22 protein-coding genes are annotated in these 21933 nt (G+C 46.1%); 17 read left to right on the top strand and 5 right to left on the bottom strand.

What is annotated here, in order from left to right; translation table 11 throughout:
- The first annotated feature begins 20 nt into the window (after window positions 1-20).
- From V1467_RS11445 to V1467_RS11420, 6 genes are all read left to right on the top strand, one after another.
- On the top strand, window positions 21-482 hold the full coding sequence (locus V1467_RS11445) for a DUF962 domain-containing protein (RefSeq protein WP_416305106.1): 462 nt from the start codon (window positions 21-23) through the stop codon (window positions 480-482).
- A 115-nt stretch (window positions 483-597) separates the two neighbouring features.
- Entirely contained in the window at window positions 598-1683 is a 1086-nt protein-coding gene (locus tag V1467_RS11440; protein ID WP_416305105.1) for a sensor histidine kinase, read from the top strand.
- Window positions 1667-2491, top strand: a complete 825-nt coding sequence (locus V1467_RS11435) for a LytR/AlgR family response regulator transcription factor (RefSeq protein ID WP_416305104.1) — start codon at window positions 1667-1669, stop codon at window positions 2489-2491. The genes V1467_RS11440 and V1467_RS11435 overlap by 17 nt, the downstream gene beginning before the upstream one ends.
- A 43-nt stretch (window positions 2492-2534) precedes the next feature.
- Window positions 2535-4034 carry an N-acyl-D-amino-acid deacylase family protein gene (locus V1467_RS11430; RefSeq protein ID WP_416305103.1) on the top strand — a complete coding sequence of 500 codons (1500 nt, stop codon included), beginning with the start codon at window positions 2535-2537 and terminating at the stop codon, window positions 4032-4034.
- 1 nt (window position 4035) lies between these two features.
- Complete coding sequence (locus V1467_RS11425; protein ID WP_416305102.1) at window positions 4036-4725, top strand: M15 family metallopeptidase; 690 nt, start codon at window positions 4036-4038, stop codon at window positions 4723-4725.
- Window positions 4726-4739: 14 nt separating this feature from the next.
- Window positions 4740-5135, top strand: coding sequence for an ACT domain-containing protein (locus V1467_RS11420; protein ID WP_416305101.1), 396 nt, complete (start codon window positions 4740-4742; stop codon window positions 5133-5135).
- Here V1467_RS11420 and V1467_RS11415 read toward each other — a convergent pair.
- Complete coding sequence (locus V1467_RS11415) at window positions 5118-5462, bottom strand: PBPRA1643 family SWIM/SEC-C metal-binding motif protein (RefSeq protein WP_416305100.1); 345 nt, start codon at window positions 5460-5462, stop codon at window positions 5118-5120. The two genes, V1467_RS11420 and V1467_RS11415, sit on opposite strands and share 18 nt — an antisense overlap.
- A 196-nt stretch (window positions 5463-5658) precedes the next feature.
- On the bottom strand, window positions 5659-6663 hold the full coding sequence (locus V1467_RS11410) for an ATP-dependent 6-phosphofructokinase (protein WP_416305099.1): 1005 nt from the start codon (window positions 6661-6663) through the stop codon (window positions 5659-5661).
- A gap of 237 nt (window positions 6664-6900) precedes the next feature.
- On the opposite strand from V1467_RS11410, the gene V1467_RS11405 reads away from it, so the two are divergent.
- The 3 genes from V1467_RS11405 to V1467_RS11395 all read left to right on the top strand — a co-directional run bounded on the left by V1467_RS11405 (window position 6901) and on the right by V1467_RS11395 (window position 9260).
- Entirely contained in the window at window positions 6901-7749 is an 849-nt protein-coding gene (locus V1467_RS11405) for a DUF6279 family lipoprotein (RefSeq protein ID WP_416305098.1), read from the top strand.
- Between the two features lie 175 nt (window positions 7750-7924).
- Window positions 7925-8860: a DMT family transporter gene (locus V1467_RS11400; RefSeq protein WP_416305097.1), complete on the top strand. Its 936-nt coding sequence runs from the start codon at window positions 7925-7927 to the stop codon at window positions 8858-8860.
- A gap of 4 nt (window positions 8861-8864) precedes the next feature.
- Complete coding sequence (locus V1467_RS11395; RefSeq protein WP_416305096.1) at window positions 8865-9260, top strand: hypothetical protein; 396 nt, start codon at window positions 8865-8867, stop codon at window positions 9258-9260.
- Here the strand turns inward: V1467_RS11395 and V1467_RS11390 are convergent.
- Complete coding sequence (locus tag V1467_RS11390; protein ID WP_416305095.1) at window positions 9184-10401, bottom strand: PQQ-dependent sugar dehydrogenase; 1218 nt, start codon at window positions 10399-10401, stop codon at window positions 9184-9186. The genes V1467_RS11395 and V1467_RS11390 overlap by 77 nt on opposite strands.
- A gap of 152 nt (window positions 10402-10553) precedes the next feature.
- Between V1467_RS11390 and V1467_RS11385 the strand changes: the two genes are divergently transcribed.
- Window positions 10554-11075, top strand: a complete 522-nt coding sequence (locus V1467_RS11385) for a hypothetical protein (protein ID WP_416305094.1) — start codon at window positions 10554-10556, stop codon at window positions 11073-11075.
- On the opposite strand, the gene pyk is transcribed toward V1467_RS11385, so the two are convergent.
- Together pyk and V1467_RS11375 are read right to left on the bottom strand one after the other, a co-directional pair.
- On the bottom strand, window positions 11065-12498 hold the full coding sequence (pyk, locus tag V1467_RS11380) for a pyruvate kinase (RefSeq protein ID WP_416308696.1): 1434 nt from the start codon (window positions 12496-12498) through the stop codon (window positions 11065-11067). The two genes, V1467_RS11385 and pyk, sit on opposite strands and share 11 nt — an antisense overlap.
- Window positions 12499-12723: 225 nt before the next feature.
- Complete coding sequence (locus tag V1467_RS11375; RefSeq protein WP_416305093.1) at window positions 12724-13566, bottom strand: MurR/RpiR family transcriptional regulator; 843 nt, start codon at window positions 13564-13566, stop codon at window positions 12724-12726.
- 238 nt (window positions 13567-13804) lie between these two features.
- On the opposite strand from V1467_RS11375, the gene zwf reads away from it, so the two are divergent.
- The 7 genes from zwf to V1467_RS11340 all read left to right on the top strand — a co-directional run bounded on the left by zwf (window position 13805) and on the right by V1467_RS11340 (window position 21875).
- Window positions 13805-15295 (top strand): glucose-6-phosphate dehydrogenase, encoded by a 1491-nt coding sequence (zwf, locus tag V1467_RS11370; protein WP_416305092.1) that lies wholly within the window; start codon window positions 13805-13807, stop codon window positions 15293-15295.
- Window positions 15292-15978 carry a 6-phosphogluconolactonase gene (gene pgl, locus V1467_RS11365; RefSeq protein ID WP_416305091.1) on the top strand — a complete coding sequence of 229 codons (687 nt, stop codon included), beginning with the start codon at window positions 15292-15294 and terminating at the stop codon, window positions 15976-15978. The genes zwf and pgl overlap by 4 nt, the downstream gene beginning before the upstream one ends.
- An 8-nt stretch (window positions 15979-15986) precedes the next feature.
- A complete protein-coding gene (gene edd, locus V1467_RS11360) occupies window positions 15987-17816 on the top strand; it encodes a phosphogluconate dehydratase (RefSeq protein WP_416305090.1) in 1830 nt (609 codons plus the stop codon).
- Window positions 17813-18772 (top strand): glucokinase, encoded by a 960-nt coding sequence (locus V1467_RS11355; RefSeq protein WP_416305089.1) that lies wholly within the window; start codon window positions 17813-17815, stop codon window positions 18770-18772. Before edd ends, V1467_RS11355 begins: the two co-directional genes overlap by 4 nt.
- Window positions 18769-19422 (top strand): bifunctional 4-hydroxy-2-oxoglutarate aldolase/2-dehydro-3-deoxy-phosphogluconate aldolase, encoded by a 654-nt coding sequence (locus V1467_RS11350; protein WP_416305088.1) that lies wholly within the window; start codon window positions 18769-18771, stop codon window positions 19420-19422. The genes V1467_RS11355 and V1467_RS11350 overlap by 4 nt, the downstream gene beginning before the upstream one ends.
- Before the next feature lie 222 nt (window positions 19423-19644).
- On the top strand, window positions 19645-20550 hold the full coding sequence (gene nlpI, locus V1467_RS11345) for a lipoprotein NlpI (RefSeq protein ID WP_416305087.1): 906 nt from the start codon (window positions 19645-19647) through the stop codon (window positions 20548-20550).
- A 2-nt stretch (window positions 20551-20552) separates the two neighbouring features.
- The gene (locus tag V1467_RS11340; protein WP_416305086.1) at window positions 20553-21875 is read left to right on the top strand and encodes a hypothetical protein; all 1323 of its coding nucleotides are present in this window, start codon (window positions 20553-20555) and stop codon (window positions 21873-21875) included.
- The last annotated feature ends 58 nt before the right edge of the window (window positions 21876-21933 follow it).

Below are 21933 nucleotides of genomic sequence, written 5' to 3'. Positions count from 1 at the left end.
AGCCAATCGGGAGAAATACAATGCGACATATAGACAGATTAATGGGTGAATACTCGCAGAGTCACCAGAACCATACCAACAAGATGATCCATAACGTGGCGGTTCCTGCTATCTACTTTGTGACCTTTGGTTTGCTTTACGCCATCCCTGTGCCAGATATTATGCTTAAATTTGATGTGACTTTTGCTCATGTCGCCATTATTCCTGTACTGTTTTACTACTTTAAACTATCCGGTCCGGTCGGCGCAGCGATGACCATTATGTCCATCCTGGTATTTTTAGGGATCCGCTGGTTAGAAAAAGAAGGTATTTCCATCTGGCAATTTAGTCTGGCGTTATTTGTGGTGATGTGGATTTTACAGTTTGTCGGACACGCCATCGAGGGCAAAAAACCGTCATTTTTTAAAGATATCCAGTTTTTGTTAGTAGGCCCTGCCTGGGTTGTGGCGGGCTTTTTAAAGAAATTGAATATTCCCTATTAGTTGATTTTCTCTTTTGTATTGCGACAAAGTCGCAGCGGTTTACGTTCAGTAACAGTGTCTCAGTTAGCTGCCCATTTTATAATGTTCCGTTATTTTTGTTGAAACGGGATAAATTGTGAGCCATATCGAAAAATGGTTTGAAGACAAGGAGCGCTTTTTCTGGATACTGCATAGCGGGGGATGGGCCGGTTTTGTGCTGGTTTATTATCTCGGTTCTTTTTTGCACGATATGCGCTCGGTATTTATTCTGGTCATTTTGCTCAACGGTCTGGCCGGCTGGTTATTGACTATCCCGTTACGATACCTTTATCAACAGGTATGGGACTGGCAACCGGTTAAACTGGTTGTGACTGCATTAGTCAGTTCCTATGTTGTTGCCCTGGTCTGGACAGTAATAAAAAACATTCATTACTGGGAAATCTACAAGTTTGGCTATGTGCCGGAAGACTGGATCTATTACTTTACCAACAGTCTGGCGTCTTTTTATATCATTTTTAGCTGGAGCGGTTTGTATTTCGGCATCAAGTATTATCAAATGCTGCAGAATGAAAAGAGCAACGTGCTACAAGCATCCAGTATGGCTCATCAGGCCCATTTAAAAATGTTGCGTTATCAGCTTAATCCGCATTTTTTGTTTAATACTCTCAATGCCATTTCGACATTAATTTTGGTCAAGGAAAACAAGACGGCTAATCAGATGGTCAGTCGATTAAGTGATTTTTTACGCTATTCACTGGATAAAGATCCGATTAAAAAAGTGACCCTAAAACAGGAAATTCAGGTTGAAAGCCTGTACCTGGAAATTGAAAAAGTGCGTTTTGACGAGCGGCTTAGCGTGAGCTGGAATATTGCCAGCGATGTAGAAAATGCCTTGGTCCCCAGCATGATTCTGCAGCCTCTGATCGAGAATTCAATAAAATACGCCATTGCCAATTCCGAACAGGGCGGCAGTATCAGTATTAGTGCCCGGGCGTTTGGCAAAGATGTATTGATCGAAGTTGCCGATGATGGACCCGGGGTAGATTTTAATCAGTCCCAACTGTATCGTAGCAATGGTGTCGGTTTACCCAATATCAAGGAGCGTTTAAGTTCTTTGTACGGGAATAATTATTCGTTTGATATTGCCAATAATCAACCAACCGGAGTGAAGGTGAGTATCCGGCTCCCGTATCAGGAAAATGTAGATGGACAGGAAGATTAAAACGCTGATTGTTGATGATGAGCCTCTTGCTCGACGAGGTTTGTCGGTTCGTCTGGCTGATTTCCCGCAAATTCAGTTATTGGGTGAATGCCATAACGGTAATGATGCTGCGGCAAAAATTATCGAACTTCAGCCTGATTTGGTGTTCCTCGATATCCAGATGCCGGGTATGAACGGCTTCCAGGTGATTAATTATCTTGGCGAGCAAGGTCATCCCTTGCCGATAATTATCTTCGTTACCGCTTTTGATTCCTACGCGATTAAAGCCTTTGATGTGCATGCGCTCGACTATGTGCTCAAGCCTGTTGACGACAAGCGTCTGGAGCTTGCGGTCGATAAGGTCAGTGAGCATTTTAAGTTGCAATCTGAAGAGCAGCAAAAATACAAGTTAGCCAGTTTGGTGGCCGATTTTACCGGCGATGATTGCGAGGATATTTTGCGTAATCTGGCTGAAGGTAAACCGATTAATATGAGCCAGTATCCGGATATTCTGGCGGTCAAAGATGGCTCGGAAGTGACCCGGGTCAGTATTGTCAATATTAAGTGGATTGATGCGGCGGGGGATTATATGTGCGTTCATTCTACCGATGGAACGCACATTATGCGCAGTACCATGAAAGAGCTGGAAGATGCACTGGATCCGCGTTTGTTTGTGCGGGTACATCGTTCTGCCATCGTCAATATCCGTTATGTGACTAAAATGGTCAGCCATATTAGTGGTGAATATCATCTTATTCTCAGTTGCGGTACCGAATTAAAGGTCAGTCGCAGTAACCGCGATAAAGTCAAAAGTATGGTTGGAGTGTAATAACCCTAGTATTATGCGAATTAAGCTGCCCAGATATGTGTGTTTGTTAATAGCCCTTTATGTAAGTGCTTTTAGTGCAGCAAGCCAGGCGAACGATCTGGATTTGCTGTTTCGCGGGGCGCGGATTGTTGATGGTAGCGGGCGCCCAGCCTACATTGCTGACTTGGGGATAAGTCAACAAAAAATTGTCTTTATTGGCGATGCCGACAAACAGGGCTACAGCGCCGAGCTGAACATCGATGCACGTGGTCGGGTGTTAGCACCGGGTTTTATCGATTTGCACGCGCATGGAAATCCGCTCAAGGACGGTAGCTTCAGTAATTTTCTGGCCATGGGGGTGACTACCATCGTCCTGGGGCAAGATGGTTTCAGTCCAGCCATTAGCAGTATTGACCAATGGCAACAGCGTTGGGATAGCAACGGCGTCGGAGTCAATATTGCCTTGTTGATTGGACATGGCTCGCTACGTCGATATGTTGGGATAGGTAATGTTGCCAATATATCGGACAAACAGCTCAGTACCATGCAAAGTGTGTTGGCTAATGCACTGGAGACGCGTTTTGGTTTATCTACCGGCCTTGAATATGTACCTGCCATTCATGCCACTGAACAGGAGTTGATTGCGCTGGCTAAAGTGGTCGGTGAAAAGAAACGCTTGATTATGAGCCATATTCGTAATGAAGACGATGACCAATTGTTTGCGTCCATTATGGAGCTGGCCAGGCAGGGAAAATACTGCAATGTGCATGTTGCTCATATCAAATCAGTGTATGGAAAAGGCCAGGAACGGGGTAAGGATATTCTGGCGCTGTTGAGCCAGCTGAAAAATGATCGCGTGCCCATCACCGCTGATATTTATCCTTATAACGCCAGTTATACCGGCATCGCGATTTTATTTCCGGACTGGGCTAAAACTGATGGTATGTTTAAACGTGCGTTGTCGACCCGTCGACAAGAGTTGGAGCAATATTTGAACAATAGGGTAATGGCAAGAGGCGGACCCAAGCAAACCTTGATGGGATCGGGCCAGTATACCGGGCTTACATTGCAACAGGTCGCTGACAAGCTGGGAAAACCCTTTGCCCAAGTGTTAATTGATGATATCGGTCCCGAAGGGGCGTCTGCTGCCTATTTCATTATGGATGAGTCTCTTCAGAGCCAATTATTAACCGGCGAAATGGTTGCCATGAGCTCGGATGGTAGCCCTACCATGCATCACCCCAGAGGATACGGCTCCTTTGCCAAACTGATAGAAGAATATGTGATTAACAGACAGCTATTGTCGATTGAACAGGCCGTATACAAAGCCACAGGCCTGTCAGCCGATATTCTCGGGATCACCGATAGGGGACTGCTAAAAAAGGGCATGCAGGCCGATTTAATCCTGTTTGATCCGGTTAATGTCAGGGCAAATGCCTCTTATCAACATCCACATCAGTTAGCCAGCGGTTTTGATATGGTATTGGTTAACGGCAAGATTGCCTGGCAAGATGCAAATCAGCAGTTGCGTCACGGTGTGTTGTTGAAACCTCAAGGAGACTAGCGTGGGTAAAACGAGAATGATGTTATTCAGTTTATCTGTAGTGTCGACTCTGGCTCTGGCTGAAGCTCAAATGCCTACCGATTTTATTGATGTAGCAAAAGTGATCCCGAATGCGGTGTTTGACTTACGCTATGCGACAGACAATAACTTTGTCGGCCAGCCGGTAGATGGATATCGCAATGCCGCCTGTATCCTGAAAAAAGATGCCGCCAAGGCGTTAAAAAAGGTATACCAGGCTGCTGCTGAGCAAGGCCTTAATTTGTATTTTTTTGATTGTTATCGACCGCAACGCGCAGTCGATCACTTTGTTCGCTGGGTAAACGATGCAACCGATACCCGTACCAAAAAGGATTATTATCCTAATTTAGCCAAGGACAAGCTGTTAGGCGGATATATTGCCGCCAAGTCAGGCCATAGTCGCGGTTATACTGTCGATATGACCATTGCTGAAAAAAATGCCCAAGGGCAATGGCAGCCAATAGACATGGGCGGGAGCTTTGATTTTTTTGATCCGATTTCGAACACTGATGATCCACGTGTTACCCCCGTACAGCGAGAAAATCGCTATCGTCTTAAAGCGTTGATGGAAGCGCAGGATTTTATTCCCTACGATATGGAATGGTGGCATTTTAGCTACTCTGCCGATGGCAAACAGAAAAATAAAGTGTATTACGATTTTCCGGTTAAATAGACGAGGAACCGGTGATGAGTGGTGAGACAGATTTAGCTAACTTACTCAGCAATATGTCGCCAATATTGCTTGAGCCAGAGTACATTTTCTACACCTCCAAGACTGCCGATATTGCCCTGTACATGCATCTCGATCCGCTGGCGTATTTTGTTGAACGCGAAGGGGTAAGCCTGATTATCGATAAAGACAGTGCTGATCAGGCGGGGTTCGAGTATGAGGCGGTATTAAAGTGTATTACATTGCAGATACATTCGAGCCTGGAAGCAGTTGGGCTTACCGCCGCAGTTGCAACCAAACTGGCCGAGTATGATATCAGTGCCAATGTCGTCGCGGCCTATTATCACGATCACGTCTTTGTGCCAGTCAGCAAGGCAGAAAATGCTATGCGTCTGTTAAGCCAATTGAGCTGAACAGCATTTCTTATATTTTTTACCACTACCGCAATGACAGGGATCATTACGTTTTGGTGTTTTATCAAAAGTGGTGGTCTTCGGGCGTCGCAACATCACGTCCAGCTCGTGCAAGTCTTCTTCAGCATCACTATTAATCTGGATATTGGCGCAGAGCCCATGTTCTTTTAGCAAGACTTCTACCGCCGTTTTGCGCTCTTCATTATTTACCGTCAAGTTTAGAGGTGATTCTTCAGTGCCGGGTTTAATATTACGTTTAGGCTTGTAACCAAAGCGCTGATATTGCTCTCTGGCGTCGATGCGACCTTTAAAGAAAAATTTGGACATACAAATATTTGCTGAAGCTGAACAAAAGGGCGGCGATATTAACAGAGTTTGCGGATTTGCCGAGCAAATTCTCATTTAAAATAAAAGATTAACACCCGATACCCATCAAAACCCGCCAGCCGAATACCAATCCACACATGCCAATGCGGATTGGTACAAAAAAACAGTTATCCTGAAAAAGTTAATAACATATTGATTAGGTTGGATTTTTGACCATGTCAAAAAAGTCTTGCTGAATTTCGACCAAATAGGGATCAAGCGGCTTTTTCTCGGTACGAGTTTGTTCCAGCGGAATTTCCACAACCCGGTGATTCTGTTCGCCTACCATGATTAAATGTTTTCCATCCCGCGCCGCTTCTACAGCGTACGCCCCCAGTTTAGTGGCTAATATCCGATCCATACTGACTGGAGAGCCACCTCGTTGTATATAACCGAGAATAACGGGTTTGCAATCAACATTCATTTCTTTGGTTAGCTTGTCAGCCAGCGCTGATGCACCGCCTGGATACAGATTTTCGGTAATGATAATAATGTAACTGCACATCCCGCGCTTTTGTCGGGTGACTTTGATATGGCGCATAATCTGGCTTAGATCTATGGCTTTTCCATCGTCGAGTAATTCAGGTAGCAGCATTTGTTCTGCTCCCGACCCAATGGCCGCGTTTAAACCGATAAATCCGGCATGACGCCCCATAACCTCAATCAGAAATATCCGCTCGAATGCGTCCGCTGTATCTCGCACTTTATCAATGGCTTCCAATGCAGTATCGATAGCTGTGTAGTAACCTATGGTACCGTCGGTTCCAGCGATATCGTTATCGATTGTTCCGGGCAAGGTGACCACTTGACCGTCCCAATATTTGGCCAGATGTTCCGCTCCCATAAAGGAACCATTGCCACCTATCACCAGCAGCGCGTCAATATGCATACCATTGAGGTTATGTGCAGCCAATTCCGCCGATTCGACGGTGACAAACTCCGGGCAGCGTGCGCTGCGTAATATAGTGCCGCCGCGCTGAATAATATTTACGACATCACCAGGGTGTAGCGGTTGATACTCGCGTTTTAACAAGCCGTTATATCCATGTCGAAAGCCGATAACTTCAATCTGGTTGCGGTGAGCCGTCAGCACAATTGCGCGAATACAGGCGTTCATGCCTGGCGCGTCCCCACCTGAGGTTAATACTGCAATTCGTTTCATGGTTATCGGTCCTCCTGGTTCAGCTGTTTTCACTGATTTGTGAAATATTCATTTTTTAAATTAAACAGTTAGCCGATTATGTGGATAAAAACAGGATGTGTCATCAGTAAAAATGTAAATATATTGTGAATGGACTGGATTGACGTATATGGAAACAATTTGTTGCGCAATGAGGTATTTAGAAACCTGCATAAATGGTTATCATAGAATTCGGTTAATCAGTGATTTGGCAGGATTATGTTAAGAAAGTGCCCGTTATGGATAATTGGTTTGTTACTGCTGCTCTCGGGTTGTAGTTCTAAATTTGCCTACAATAATCTTGACTGGTTGGTCTATTGGTATGTGGATGATTACATTGAGCTAACTCGCAGCCAGAAAAAAACTGTGGATGCGAAATTGCAAGGCTGGTTGCAATGGCATCGAAAAGATGAACTGCAACGTTATCAGCAACAGTTAATAACGATAAGGGAGCAGCATCGAGACGGTGCGTTAGATTTTGACCAGTGGTTAGGGCATTTTGAGCAGGGCAGGCAGCACTGGTATCGATTCAGGGACAAGTTGGCCCCCGATTTGGTCGAATTGGCCCCGATGCTGACGGATCAGCAAATCAACGAGATGTTTGATGAACTGGAAAAGGAAAACGCTGAACAGCAAGAACAGCGGGCAAACAAAACCCAACAAGAGTTGGCTGAGCAGCGCTTCGAGGAAATTGTCGAGAATTTTGAAGAGTTTGTCGGTAATCTATCAACCGCTCAAGAGCAGGTTATCAAACAGGCATTACCGGAATTCCAGTCTGCCTTTGAAAGTTGGCTCGCCTATCGCCGAGCCTGGCAATCAGCTGCGCGGGAAATGTTAATCAATCAACGAAATACTGCCGGTTTTTCTACATCTTTCTTACATCTTATTACCAACCCGCAAGAATTTCAGGCGCAGCAGTTTATAACACTGGTGGAGCAAAACAGGATGGTGTACGCTCGCCTCGTTGCGGATATTGATCAAAGTTTGTCAGCCAAACAGCGTAGTAAAATGGATCATGAACTGACCGATCTGATTGACGATCTAGGTGATTTAATCGATTCGGATTAACTTGCTGATGGATAGATTTCTGCCAACGTGGTTTATGTTGGAGCCCTTCGTCTGACTGACAAATCGCCCGTCTACCATTAATAAATGGATTAACCGATTGTTATGTTGTTGCGCCCAATATTCCAGAAATTAGATGTTCTCGACATTGACTCACTCTTTAGGTAGAAAACGATTCATGCAAAGCAGTTCTGAAGTTCGCCATTGGTACGGATTTTTTCTGGCATTAACTACTGCCGTTATGTGGGGGGTATTGCCGGTATTTCTGAAGTTGTCATTGGAAAAAATGGATCCTGTCACCATTACCTGGTATCGATTTGCTGTTGCGGCAGGGTTTGTGCTGATTGTTTTGTGGCGTAACAATGCATTACCGCGATTATCTTCACTGAATAAACATCATGCTGGTTTACTGACCATCGCATCCATCGGTTTGATTATTAACTATGTGTTGTATCTCAAAGGACTGGACTATCTGAATCCGGAAACCGCCCAGGTTTTGATCCAGTTAGCGCCATTTATGGTGATGCTAGGCGGTATATATTTGTATAAGGAAAAATTCAGCCGGCTCGAATGGTTAGGCGCATTTCTGTTGTTTGTCGGTATGCTGTTGTTTTTTAACAACAGGTTGGACGAACTGTTAAGCTCTTTGAACAACTACAGTCTGGGCGTGATTATGATCGTACTGGCAGCGATTACCTGGGCTGTGTATGGTCTATTGCAAAAACGCCTGTTACGGCAGATGGGTGCCAAGCAAATTACTTTGGTGATGTATACGGCCGGAGTGCTGGCGCTTTTACCTTTCTCGTCTCTTGGTACCCTGACGCAACTCGACAGTTTACAGTTTTGGTCATTGGCATTTTGTTGCATTAATACCATAGTGGGTTATGGTGCTTTTACCGAAGCAATGTTTGTCTGGCATGCTTCCAAAGTAAGTGCTGTTATTGCGTTAGCACCCTTGGTCACCATTGCCAGCATGTCTTTGGCATTGAGGATCTGGCCAGATCATTTTGTGGCAAGTGATATTAACTGGATAGCTTATGTTGGTGCCGGGCTGGTAGTAACGGGATCGATATTGGCCTCAGCAGGCAAATCTCGCCCGGGCGTAAAAGGATAACGTAATGACCAATGAACTGTCTGATGAATGGCGTTGTTTACAGCAGCAATTTGAAGATTACGAAAAATATTCGTTGTGGATTAAACTCGTTAATATCCTGATCACATTGTATTTGTTGGTTAACCCGCAGCCCATCGCCATTTGTCTGGTAGGCGTTTTGTATGTGCAGGATGCAATAGTAAAAACCATGCAATCCAGAATGGGGGAGAGGTTGATAGATATTGAGCGGGCTATCGAGCAGCACAGTACAGAACCGGCCTACCAGTTGCATCGACAATGGTTAGCGAAACGAGGCGGGATATCGGCTTTGTTAATGGAGTACTTCAGGCACTGTTTAAAGCCGACGGTGATTTTTCCGCATCTTTTGCTGCTGGCTGTCCTGTTGTTTCAGTGTCTTTAGCGGTTTTTCTGCGGGTGACCTTGAGCAGTTTTGCCTGCTCACCATCAGTTAGAATATATATTGCCCCCTGGGCGTCGATTTTAATATCCCGCAGTCTTTCATTCAGGTAACGGAGTAAACTTTTCTGTTGAACTACTTTATTTCCCTGCATTTTCAGCCAGCGCAATTCACGAGTCTTTAAGGTGGTAACTAACAGATCGCCGTTAATTTCTTTGAACATTTCACCACGGTAAACCAGCATTGACGACGGGGCTATCGAAGGCGTCCAGTCTATAAATGGTTGTTCCATGCCAGGATAGGTCTGATAGGGGCTGATCATGGCTCCCGAATAGTCTTTGCCCTTGGTGATAACAGGCCAGCCATAATTTTTGCCCGGCTGGATCAGATTAATCTCGTCACCTCCGGCCGGACCATGTTCATGCTCGAACAATATTTTTCGTTGTTTGTCGTAATACAGCCCTTGTGGATTGCGGTGTCCATAGGACCAGATAAAAGGGTTGGCTTCAGGCTCTTCAAAGCGCGGATTGTTGTCTGGCAGACTGCCGTCATCTTTGATTCGAATCAGCTTTCCAAGCTGGCTGTCAAGTCGCTGTGCATCTTCCCGATAGTCGAAACCGTCGCCAACGCTGATGATTAAACTGTTGTCAGGCAGAAATACCATTCTGGCCCCGTAGTGGACATATGTGTCCTTGAGCGGGCTGGCAGTAAAGATTATTTGCTGATCTACCAGTTCATTATTGTGGATATGTGCTCTTAATATGCGGGTGGCGTTATGACCGTTTTCGGCATAAGCGTAGCTGAGATAGATCCAGCCATTGGTTTTATAATCTGGATGAAGCTCAATATCCATCAAGCCGCCTTGTCCCTGATTCAAAACCTCGGGTACACCTTTGATCCAGGTCTGGACTTGATCTTGTTGAATAAGTAATAACTGGCCGGGTTTGGTGGTAACCAGAAATTCAGCGTCGCCAATTGCCTCGAGAGCCCAGGGATGATCAAGATGACTAATAACGGCCTCTAGTTCAAAGCGTGGAAACGTCTGCTGTTTGGCAAAAGTGGATGACGGGAAACAGAGTAACGGGCTCAATGCGGCAACCCGTATCAGGTTAACGGCTAGTCGATAAGTAGATAAAATCGGCATAATGCGTTCCGTTGCGGCGATATTAAATGATAAATTATTTTGTAGTGTTGAAGAATTATGCAATTATTTCAATAGCGTAATCGCATTTGTTAGATTTAATATCCTTTTTTGTTGTCTGAATGCTGTTATGGAATATGGCAGGATCAATCATTATGAATAAAATCGTTCGCCGGATGATCGGCTATTTGCTGGCCACCCTGACTACTTTCATGATTGCCAGTATCGCTCACACCCAGTTTGTGCTGAATGAACTGGCCAGTGTTGGGGTGGATATCAATATGAGTATACGCATAGACTCTGCTTTATCGGATTTAGTCGATTTGGCACCTGGATATGGCTCAATATTGGCGTTAGGGTTATTGTTGGCTTTTGTGGTGATGTCAACCATACGCAATCGTTACTCCACCCGGGAACGCAGAGTGAGCTATTGGGTCTATCCTATTGGCGGGTTATTGGCAGTAATTTGTATTCATTTTGCGATGGATCATATTTTTGATATTACGCTGATTGCCGGTGCCCGTTCGTTTTGGGGGTATTTATGGCAGTGTTTTGCCGGATTTGTCGGAGGATATGTGTATTTAGTGAGCATTAAATACTTGCGGCGCTACCGCAAAGGTCGCACCAGGCATCACCCGGTGCGAAAACAGCTCAGGACAGAAGAAATCAGACCGTAATAATTTTGCAGCTATTGGTTGCCCCGACGGTTTCCATATTGTCACCGTAGGTCATAATCAATTGATCCCCCGGCTGTACCAGACCTTTTTCCAACAATCTGGATTTGACGTCAAAGGTTAAACGACCAGGTTGACAATGTTTGGAATCAAAATAGACAGGTTTTACTCCGCGATAAAGTGCCATAACGTTTAATGACTCCTGATGGCGGGACATGGCAAATATTGGCAAGAAGGAGGTAATGCGTGACATCAACCGGGCTGTATCACCGGTTTCGGTCAGCGCTACAATCGCCTTAATGGAAGACAAATGATTTGCCGCGTAAACAGCCGACAGGGCAGTTGTTTCACTAATCGAGCTGAAATTCTCGTCGATGCGATGCTTGGAAATTTTTACGCTGGGATGGGTCTCTGCTCCTTCACAAACACGCGCCATTGCCTGAACGGTTTCTACCGGGTAATTACCCGCCGCGGTCTCTGCTGATAGCATCACCGCGTCAGTACCATCCAGCACGGCGTTGGCCACATCCATGACTTCTGCCCGGGTAGGCATGGGACTGTCGATCATCGATTCCATCATTTGGGTGGCGGTAATCACTACTTTGTTCAGTTGACGGGAACGGGCTATCAGTTTTTTCTGCACGCCAACCAGCTCGGCATCGCCAATTTCAACCCCCAGATCACCGCGAGCAACCATGACGGCATCAGATGCCTCGATAATATCATCCATGGCCTCATCCGAGGCGACGGCTTCAGCTCGTTCTACTTTGGCACACATACGAGCATTGCAGCCAGCTTCTATTGCGAGTTGGCGAGCATAACGCATATCAGCGCCATTACGCGGGAATGAAACCGCCAGATAGTCCACTTTCATCTTGGCAGCGGTTTTGATGTCCTCTTTATCTTTGGCTGTCAGTGCTTCGGCAGACAGACCGCCACCGAGGCGATTAATACCTTTGTTATTAGATAGTTTACCGCCAACGGTCACTGTGGTGTGCACCTTGTTACCTTCAACCGAGTCCACTTTAAGCTGAATGCGTCCGTCATCCAGTAGTAGCAAATCATCGGCTTTGACATCTTTAGGTAAGGCTTTGTAATCAATCCCCACAGCTTGCTGATTACCAGCATTGGTATCCATATCGGCATCAAGAATAAACTTGTCACCAATCGCCAATTTGATACTGCCTTCTTTAAAACGTGAAACACGAATTTTAGGGCCTTGAAGATCACCCAAAATGGCGACATATTTACCCAGTTCATCGGCCGCTTCACGAACCCGGGTTGCCCGGTCAATGTGATCTTGGGCAGTACCATGAGAGAAGTTCATTCTCAGCACATTGGCACCTGCCTGCAAGATAGCCATGATTTGTTCCTTGGAGTCGGTAGCCGGACCTAATGTAGCGACGATTTTGGTTCTTCTGAGCATCATAATTTAGAGTAGCCTGTTGATAACTGCGTTTGTTGTAATTTAATTACAAAATATTAAAGCACTATGGCATAAATGTGAAATTAATCAAACATCAATCCAGTGATAACACTGTAGTTTTTCGATTTCGGTATTGTTTTGTTTGATATATATCCAGACCTATTGGCAACTGGTGTTCTCATAGGGGCAAATTATATAAAAAAGGGAAGCTTCAAGCTTCCCGGTTTATTTATCGTAGCGTGAACCACGCAAAGTGTCTTTGACCTTTTTGAGGTTTTCCCGGAACTTTGGTCCACGGCGCAAGGTAAAGCCGGTGGCAAGGATATCTATCAGAACAAGCTGGGCGATGCGTGATGCCATGGGCATATACATATCAGTATCCTCTGGCACTTTAAGGGAAATAACCAGATTGCATTCATTAGCCAGTGGACTGCCTTCGCTGGTTAATCCCACCACTGTGGCGTCATTTGAGCGGGCGATTTGCGCCACATCGACCAGACTTTTGGTACGGCCAGTATGAGAAATCAGCACCACTACATCACCTTCGGTGCAATTCATGCAGCTCATTCGCTGCATTAAAATATCTTCAAAATAAGATACGGGCACATTAAAGCGGAAAAATTTATTCAACGCATCGTGCGCGACCGATGCCGAAGCGCCCAATCCAAAAAACGAAATTTTCTTGGCCTGGGTGAGCAAATCCACCACCCGATTAATCGTATTGATATCTACCGATTGGCGGGCAACTTCCAGTGATGCCATGGTCGATTCAAAAATTTTACGGGTATACTCTTCGGGTGAGTCATGTTCTTCAACGTGGCGATTTACATAGGGCGTTCCGTTAGCCAGGCTTTGCGCCAGGTGTAATTTAAAGTCCGGAAAACCTTTAGTATCCAGACGGCGACAAAACCGGTTAACTGTAGGTTCGCTGACATTAGACAGCTTGGCCAGCGTCGCTATACTGTAATGAATTGTTGATTTTGGATCCGCCAGAATTGCTTCTGCAACCTTACGCTCAGACTTGCTAAATTGGCTGTGATTAGAAGTGATTTTTTCGATTATGTTCATATTTCCCGACATCATAATTTACCTGTCAAAAGCTGAAAGTCATCCGTAACTTTTTGACAAATAGGCGTAACGTAACTGGCGAATAGGCTACACTAAAGCGATTTAAGGTCAAAACAAATTCTAAAATGTTGTAAACTTACTACAAATGAGTTTAACATACTCTTATCAAAGCAAGCATATCTTCATGGCATATAGTAAGATTGTTGCTAAGTTTTAATCATATACTTCAGGTAATTACATGGTGTTGGATAACAATCTCGAACCTTGCGACTTCGTACTGTACGGAACCGGTGGTGATCTCGCCCGTCGTAAACTTCTCCCTTCTTTATATCAGTTGGAAAAAGCTGGTCTGCTGCATCAGGATTCAACTGTAGTCGGCGTTGCCCGTCAGGAAATGTCAAAAGAAGAATATTTGCAGATGGTGGAAGAAAATATCAGAAAGTTCAATTCTGATAGCATTTGTGATGAAAGTCTGCAGCGCTTGCTGGCACGTATCAGTTACCTGAAAATTGATTTTAAAAATATGGACGATTATAAGGCGCTCAAAGGCGTGTCTGAACCGTCGCGTAATATGGTCTGCTATTTTGCCACGCCTCCGTCTATTTTTGGTGACATTTGTAACGGTATGCATCAGGCAGATGTGATTGATGACAGTGTGCGGGTAGTGCTGGAAAAACCCATAGGCCACGATTTGGCTTCCTCTAAAGTCATTAATGATCAAGTGGCAGCATTTTTTACGGAAAAACAAATCTATCGTATCGATCACTATCTGGGTAAAGAGACGGTACTTAATCTGATTGCATTGCGATTCGCTAATTCATTGTTTACCAATAACTGGGATCATAACTGTATCGATCATGTGCAAATCAGCGTGGCCGAGTCTGTGGGGATTGAAGGGCGCTGGGGATATTTTGATGAAGCCGGACAAATGCGCGATATGGTGCAAAATCACCTGTTACAGATTTTGACGCTGGTCGCAATGGAGCCGCCTCCAACACTAGACGCCGACAGTATCCGCAACGAAAAAGTCAAAGTGCTCAAAGCCTTGCGTCCGATTGACAGCAGTAATGTTGATCAAAAAACCGTGCGTGGCCAGTACAGCAGCGGTTTTATTAACGGTAAAGAAGTACCAGGGTATCTGGATGAACCTGATGCCAACACCACCAGTAAAACAGAAACCTTTGTGGCCTTGAAAGTGGAAATTGATAACTGGCGTTGGGCTGGTGTGCCTTTTTACCTGCGCACTGGTAAGCGTTTGCCATCCAAAGTCAGTGAAGTGGTTATTTATTTTAAAAAACAACCACATAACCTGTTTAAAGACAGTTTTCCGAGCTTGCCGCCGAACAAATTGACCATCCGTCTGCAGCCTGATGAAGGCGTCGAAGTGACAGTCATGAATAAATTGCCGGGATTAACCGGTACCCATTCGATGGATCTGCAAAAAACCAAGCTTAACTTGAGCTTCTCCGAAACTTTCAAGGATGAACGTATTGCGGATGCCTACGAAAAGCTGTTGCTGGAAGTCATGTTAGGCAATCAGGCTCTATTTGTGCACCGTGATGAAGTTGAGCAGGCATGGACCTGGGTCGACGGCATTATGGACGCCTGGCGCCATAGTAGTGAGCCACCTGCACCTTATCAGGCTGGCACCTGGGGACCGGTATCTTCAATCGCGCTGTTAGCGCGAGAAGATCGCGCCTGGTATGAAGGGCGGGTGAGCAAGAAATGAAACAATCACTATACGCTTCGACCGAACAATTAAATCAGCAATTTAGCCAGCGTATTGTGGCGTTATTGGAAGAAGGTATTGCCAGCAAAGGGCGAGCAAGTTTATTGGTCTCAGGTGGCAGAACGCCGCTTGGCTTGTTTGCCGCCTTGTCAACCAGCGAACTTGACTGGAGTAAGGTGGATATTAGCCTGGCCGATGAACGTTGGGTGGATGCATCTGATGATGCCAGTAACGAAAAAATGGTTACAGAAAATCTGCTGCAAAATAACGCCGCTAAAGCTAATTTTGTATCACTGAAAACCAACCAGACGGATGCAGCGGATGCTGTTAGGGAAATCAGTTCCCGTCTGGACAGTATGTCAAAACCTTTTGATGTGTTGATTTTGGGAATGGGTGAAGACGGTCACACCGCGTCATTATTTCCCTGTTCAGCACAAATCGCTGAGGGGCTGGATATGGACTCTAACCAGCAGGTGATTGCGGTTACCCCGGGTACAGCACCTCATCAACGTATGTCACTGACGTTACCTGCACTATTGACCAGTCAGAATATTTTTCTCCACCTTACCGGCGACAGCAAAATGCAGGTTTTGCAACAGGCTCTGGATGGTGATGATGAACTAGCGATGCCTATTCGCGCAGTACTTAACCGGGCTGACGTCGAATTGATCTGGGCCGCATAGGAGTATAAATGAACAGTACCATACAGGCAGTGACCGACAGGATCATTGCACGCAGTAAAAACAGCCGTAAAGCTTATCTGGAAAAAATTGAAAAAGCCCGCCGTCAAGGCCCGCACCGTGGGGTGTTATCTTGTGGAAATTTAGCCCACGGTTTTGCCGCTTGTAATAGTAGTGATAAAGCCGATTTACGCAGTATGACGAAAGCCAATATTGCGATTACTTCTGCCTATAACGATATGTTGTCGGCCCATCAGCCTTACGAAACCTATCCGCAAATTATTAAACAGGCCATTGCCGAAGTAGGCAGTGTAGCCCAGTTTGCCGGTGGTGTTCCGGCCATGTGTGACGGTATCACGCAAGGTAATCCGGGTATGGATTTAAGCCTGATGAGTCGCGATGTAATTGCCTTGTCTACCGCAGTTGGCTTATCTCACAATATGTTTGATGGCAGTCTGGCGCTGGGGATCTGCGACAAGATCGTACCTGGATTGCTAATCGGTTCATTGGCGTTTGGTCATTTACCTACAGTATTTGTGCCAGCAGGACCAATGCCTTCGGGGATCCCGAACAAGGAGAAAGCTCGGGTCAGACAAGCTTATGTGGAAGGCAAGGCGACCCGTGAAGAGCTACTGGAGGCAGAATCAAGTTCTTATCACACAGCCGGAACCTGTACTTTTTATGGTACAGCCAACAGTAATCAGCTGGTGGTTGAGGTGATGGGGTTGCATTTGCCCGGATCGTCTTTTGTTAATCCCGGCACGCCATTAAGGGATGCATTAACCAAGGCTGCGGCAAAACAGGTTACACGCTTGACCGATTTGGGTGGTAACTATATGCCAATCGGTCATATCGTTGATGCCAAAGCTATCGTTAACGGTCTGGTGGCACTACTGGCCACAGGCGGTTCGACCAACCACACCATGCATTTGGTAGCAGTCGCCAAGGCGGCTGGCTATACCATTAACTGGGATGACTTTTCAGAAATCTCTAAAGTGGTGCCCTTGCTGACCCATATTTATCCTAACGGTTCTGCGGATATTAATCACTTTGTTGCCGCAGGTGGTATGGCGTTGCTGTTTAAAGAATTATTGGGCGCCGGATTGTTGCATAACGACGTAAATACTATTTGTGGTCGAGGATTGGAACAATATACCAAGGAGCCGGTGTTGATTGACGGTGAACTGCAATGGCGTGAAGGAACGGACAAATCGCTCGATCCTGAAGTTATCGCGACCTGCGCGGCACCGTTTAAACCTGATGGTGGCTTGGCGCTGTTGCAGGGTAATTTGGGACGTGGCGTGATGAAAACCTCTGCATTACGTGCCAATAAAACTAAAATTGTTGCGCCAGCAGTGGTATTTGAAGATCAGTTTGATCTGGATAAAGCCTTTAACGCCGGTGAATTGAATAAAGATTGTATTGTTGTCGTGCGTTTCCAGGGCCCCAAAGCTATTGGTATGCCAGAATTACATCGTTTAACACCGCCTCTTGGTGTATTACAGGATCGTGGGTTTAATGTTGCGCTGGTGACCGACGGAAGGATGTCCGGTGCCTCAGGTAAAGTGCCTGCGGCCATTCATGTGACCCCCGAAGCTTACAATGGTGGATTGCTGGCTAAAGTCAAAGACGGTGACATGATTGAGCTGGATGCGCAGACGGGAACCTTGCAGTTGTTGGTCGACGAACAGGAATTGGCCGCGCGGGACAACGTACTGGCACAGATTGATCACCATTTGGTGGGAATGGGTCGTGAGTTGTTCGCCGGCATGCGTAGTGAGTTAACCGGCGCAGAACAAGGTGCCTGTTCATTGTTTGCCACGCAGGAGCAGGTGGGATGACGGCGAGATTTGTTGCCGATGTAGGCGGAACCAATATTCGGCTTGCCCGTGAAGTCAACGGCAAGTTAGCTGACATCAAGAAATACCTGTGTAATGACTTTGCCACCATTGCCGATGTGATCAAGCTCTACTGTGATTCATTACCTGAGCATCAGTTTGTGGCCGGTTGTATTGCCATTGCCTGCCCGGTGAACGGCGACATGATCAAAATGACCAATCATTACTGGCAATTTTCCATCGAGCAGACTCGTCAGCAACTGCAATTGCAACGACTAATGGTGATCAACGATTACACCGCTATTTCCATGTCGTTACCGGTGCTCAATGATCAGCAAAAAGTTAAAATCGGCGCCGGCGAACCGTTGGAAAACGGCACAATGGCGGTCTTTGGTGCGGGCACCGGTTTGGGCGTCGGACATTTGGTGCCTATTACCGAAGGCTGGAAAGCCATGCCGGGCGAAGGTGGCCATGTGGATTTTGCGCCTATTGATGACAATGATTTATATATTTGGCAATTTTTGCGTAAACATCATGGGCACGTGTCGGCAGAACAACTGATATCGGGACCGGGCTTATTGCAAATTTATCAGGCCTTGGCCGAGAAAAATTCAGTAGTGCCGGATTGTCGTTCGCCGGCTGAAGTGACTAACCGGGCTCTGGACGGAAGCTGTGAAGTTTGTGTCGAGACCTTGCAACAATTTTGTCGGGTGATGGGCAGTTTCGCCGGTAACCTGGCGTTGAATATGGGCACTTTTGGCGGAGTTTATATCGCTGGTGGTATTGCTCAACGTTTTGTCGATTTTGTGCTTAAAAGCGAGTTCAGACAGCGTTTTGAAGACAAAGGCCGCTTGGCAAGTTATGTACAAAACATACCCGTTTACCTAATTACCGAAGCCGATCATGGCTTGATGGGTGCCGCAGCGTACCTTGAGCAGAATATGAAGGAAGTATCATGACGAAGAATTGGACACTATCAGCAGCAGATTTGTTTGCTAAAGGGCCGGTGGTACCGGTACTGGTTATCCGCGAACTGGAACATGCTGTTCCATTAGCTAAAGCGTTGATTGCCGGAGGTATTTCTGTACTGGAAGTGACGTTACGCACGCCAGTTGCATTGGAAGCCATTCGCAAGATTGCCGATGAAGTACCGGAAGCCGTTATCGGAGCGGGGACGGTAACCAACAAGAAGCAGCTTAAGGAAGTGATTGACGCCGGCGCAATGTTCGCCATCAGTCCTGGGCTAACCACCGAGTTGCTGGATGCTGCCAATGAAGGGCCGATTGCCTTAATTCCGGGGGTGTCATCAATTTCGGAATTAATGAAAGGACTGGATAAGGGATATGACCATTTCAAATTCTTTCCGGCCGAGGCTTCGGGCGGCTTAAAAGCCATTCAGTCGATAGGCGGCCCTTTCCCGGACGTGACATTTTGCCCAACAGGCGGGATTGGTCCCAAAAATTACCTGGATTATCTGGCTCAATCTAATATTCGTTGCGTGGGTGGTTCCTGGTTGGCGCCAGATGACGCAGTGCAAAACGGTGAGTGGCAGCGTATCACCGATTTGGCTGCTGCGGCCATCGCCGGTGCAAACGGACTTAAACAATAAACAGCCAATACTGATTTATCAAGCCGCTCCAGTAGCGGCTTTTTTGTGGAATATCTGCCGGTTTAGCTGGCGGCTTCCTCACACTATTCTGAATTGCTAATTCCCGTTAACAAAAATAAAACCTCTATAATTATTAATGCTGTGGATGATCCGCGCCGGAGTATTGGTTATAGTAGCGCTCTGGCCATTCTCTGTTTGAATACTTTCTGGACATTTTTGTTAATGACAACACGCATTCTATTTTTAGTTTTTTGTTTGATCGGAGTTCAGGCATGCTCTTCAATGCCACAGCAGCAAACTGGCCAATCCGACTCGGGCCAGATGGGCAACCTGGTGTTGGCAGAGCCTGCTGCGGTTAATATCAGAAGCCAGATGGCATTGGCGCGTCTGACGGATATCCTGGCCCAGGTAGAAGTACCGGATAATCAAAAAGCCGAGTTTTTATATCAACGCGGAGTGCTATACGACAGCGTCGGTTTGTCGGGTATGGCTCAATATGATTTCAGTCGGGCTATTCGGCTGAATCCGAATATGGCCGAAGCCCATAATTTTATGGGGATACATTATACCCTGCAGATGGATTTTATTCAGGCATATGACGAATTTGATGCCACGCTGGAAATCGATCCTGAACATGACTTCGCCTTTCTCAACCGGGGGATCGCCTTGTATTATGGCGGTAGACCGGAATTGGCGGTGGAAGATTTAGGCAAATTCTTCAACAAGGACAAATCCGATCCTTATCGTGCTTTATGGACCTATATTGCCCAAAAAGAACTGAACAGCAAGAGTGCCCTGAAAAACTTGCGCGCCAGCCGTGAGCAACTAGATGACCGAAACTGGGCAACTGCAGTGGTTGATTTCTATCTGGGGGATATTAATGAATCCCAACTGCTGTCCACCCTGATGTTAGGGGTAACCAATCAGAAGCAGTTAACAGATAAATTGTGTGAAGCTTATTTCTATCTGGGTAAATACCATATTGATAAAGGTGAAAATGGCATCGCATCCAACTATTTTAAACTGGCGTTAAGTACCAATGTGTATGAGTTTGTCGAGCATCGTTATGCGCGCCTGGAACTGGAACTTATGCGCGAGCGCACCTATGGAGATATGGCTGCTGACTAATCATGGCCAATTTCAGGTGGAGCAGGGCTGTTATCCTACTAGTATTGTCAGGGTTGGCCTACGACAGTAGCAGAGAGCCAGCTGCACTCATTGATAACATTCATAATGCACGACAAGGTTCAAATACCAATTCAAACTGGGCGTTGTTGGCTGAAACTGAGCAGGGCGAGGGCGCCGCATTAGCTTATCTAACCCGGACAAACTCGATTCATTGGCTGGGTATAGCCGCCAACATGGGCTATCCGGCGGCCCAATATCGCTTGGCTGTGCTACATCCTGATGCTGAAATACGTCAATACTGGTTGTATAAAGCCGCCGCTAAGGGCGTTGCTGCTGCTCAACAGGACTTGTACTGGCAACTTGTTGATACCGATCCAAAACAAGCGTTAAGTTGGTTACAACGCGCAGCACAGCAAGATGCAGCTAGTGCCTTGATACTGGCGTCACTGGAATGGCAAACTGGCAATTACGCCGAGGCAAGAAAAAACATTGAGCGAGCACAACAACGGGGCTCACAACAAGCCGACCTTTTTCTGCAAGCGTTGGATGACAATCAGCAACCGGTGGCCCACAGTCCGTTATGCCGTCAACAACTGTTACCGGTCACCACCTCCCTGACAGGGTTATTGCAGGCGTATCAGTTTAAAAAACAGTTTAGCCTTGATAAAACCTTGGCAAATTTACCTGTGTGTTTTGCCAATACGCGGATTTTTACTGATACACAACTGCAATGTGGCGAAAACTGGAATGATTTGCCGCGCTTGGGATGTGATGAGGATTTTCTGGCCCGGCAACTACAGGATGACGATTTTACTCATTTGGTTGTATTCTCCTCTCAGGGCAAGGCGAATGTGAATAACGGGATTATGTATCTTGATCAGCACGATACCTATCAGGTATTTGTCCACGAACTGGCCCATTTTGCCGGTTTTGTCGATGAATATCCGTTATCTACTGCACTGGCCCAGCAGGTTTGCTCGCTAGATAATCAATTACCTAATCTCGTCATTAAAGATGTCAAAAAAACACAAACTCCGACCTTGCCCAACCGCTGGCAGGATGTTTCCCCTGCTCAAATGGTAAAGGCACGTACTTGCGACAACACCCGGTTTCAGGCGTATAAGCCGGTAAGTGACTTTACCTTTATGGAATTTTACGATGAAGGAACTGTGCCCGGTTTGTACCTGTCTCTGTGGCAACAGCAACTTGCCACTTCGAATGGCATATTACCCGCTTATATTAACTTGGCTCAGGCGGCGGAACAGTCAGGAAACCGGAAATTAAGCGCATTCTGGTGGCAGCGTTATCAGGATTTTCAACATTAGGTAACCGAGGTTCGGAATAACAACTGTGGTTGTAATCCAAGTTATAAAATTAATTCAA

This window comes from Neptunicella plasticusilytica (assembly GCF_047922965.1).
Lineage (GTDB): Bacteria > Pseudomonadota > Gammaproteobacteria > Enterobacterales > Alteromonadaceae > Neptunicella > Neptunicella plasticusilytica.
This window is presented reverse-complemented; position numbering and strand designations above follow the sequence as displayed.

Coding starts and splice junctions, on each gene's coding strand:
- V1467_RS11445 (WP_416305106.1), top strand. CDS start 21: ATGCGACATATAGACAGATTAATGGGTGAATACTCGCAGAGTCACCAG.
- V1467_RS11355 (WP_416305089.1), top strand. CDS start 17,813: ATGACGGCGAGATTTGTTGCCGATGTAGGCGGAACCAATATTCGGCTT.
- V1467_RS11415 (WP_416305100.1), bottom strand. CDS start 5,462: ATGTCCAAATTTTTCTTTAAAGGTCGCATCGACGCCAGAGAGCAATAT.
- pgl (WP_416305091.1), top strand. CDS start 15,292: ATGAAACAATCACTATACGCTTCGACCGAACAATTAAATCAGCAATTT.
- V1467_RS11400 (WP_416305097.1), top strand. CDS start 7,925: ATGCAAAGCAGTTCTGAAGTTCGCCATTGGTACGGATTTTTTCTGGCA.
- nlpI (WP_416305087.1), top strand. CDS start 19,645: ATGACAACACGCATTCTATTTTTAGTTTTTTGTTTGATCGGAGTTCAG.
- V1467_RS11420 (WP_416305101.1), top strand. CDS start 4,740: ATGAGTGGTGAGACAGATTTAGCTAACTTACTCAGCAATATGTCGCCA.
- V1467_RS11350 (WP_416305088.1), top strand. CDS start 18,769: ATGACGAAGAATTGGACACTATCAGCAGCAGATTTGTTTGCTAAAGGG.
- zwf (WP_416305092.1), top strand. CDS start 13,805: ATGGTGTTGGATAACAATCTCGAACCTTGCGACTTCGTACTGTACGGA.
- pyk (WP_416308696.1), bottom strand. CDS start 12,498: ATGCTCAGAAGAACCAAAATCGTCGCTACATTAGGTCCGGCTACCGAC.
- V1467_RS11405 (WP_416305098.1), top strand. CDS start 6,901: ATGTTAAGAAAGTGCCCGTTATGGATAATTGGTTTGTTACTGCTGCTC.
- V1467_RS11410 (WP_416305099.1), bottom strand. CDS start 6,663: ATGAAACGAATTGCAGTATTAACCTCAGGTGGGGACGCGCCAGGCATG.
- V1467_RS11375 (WP_416305093.1), bottom strand. CDS start 13,566: ATGAACATAATCGAAAAAATCACTTCTAATCACAGCCAATTTAGCAAG.
- edd (WP_416305090.1), top strand. CDS start 15,987: ATGAACAGTACCATACAGGCAGTGACCGACAGGATCATTGCACGCAGT.
- V1467_RS11435 (WP_416305104.1), top strand. CDS start 1,667: ATGGACAGGAAGATTAAAACGCTGATTGTTGATGATGAGCCTCTTGCT.
- V1467_RS11395 (WP_416305096.1), top strand. CDS start 8,865: ATGACCAATGAACTGTCTGATGAATGGCGTTGTTTACAGCAGCAATTT.
- V1467_RS11385 (WP_416305094.1), top strand. CDS start 10,554: ATGAATAAAATCGTTCGCCGGATGATCGGCTATTTGCTGGCCACCCTG.
- V1467_RS11390 (WP_416305095.1), bottom strand. CDS start 10,401: ATGCCGATTTTATCTACTTATCGACTAGCCGTTAACCTGATACGGGTT.
- V1467_RS11340 (WP_416305086.1), top strand. CDS start 20,553: ATGGCCAATTTCAGGTGGAGCAGGGCTGTTATCCTACTAGTATTGTCA.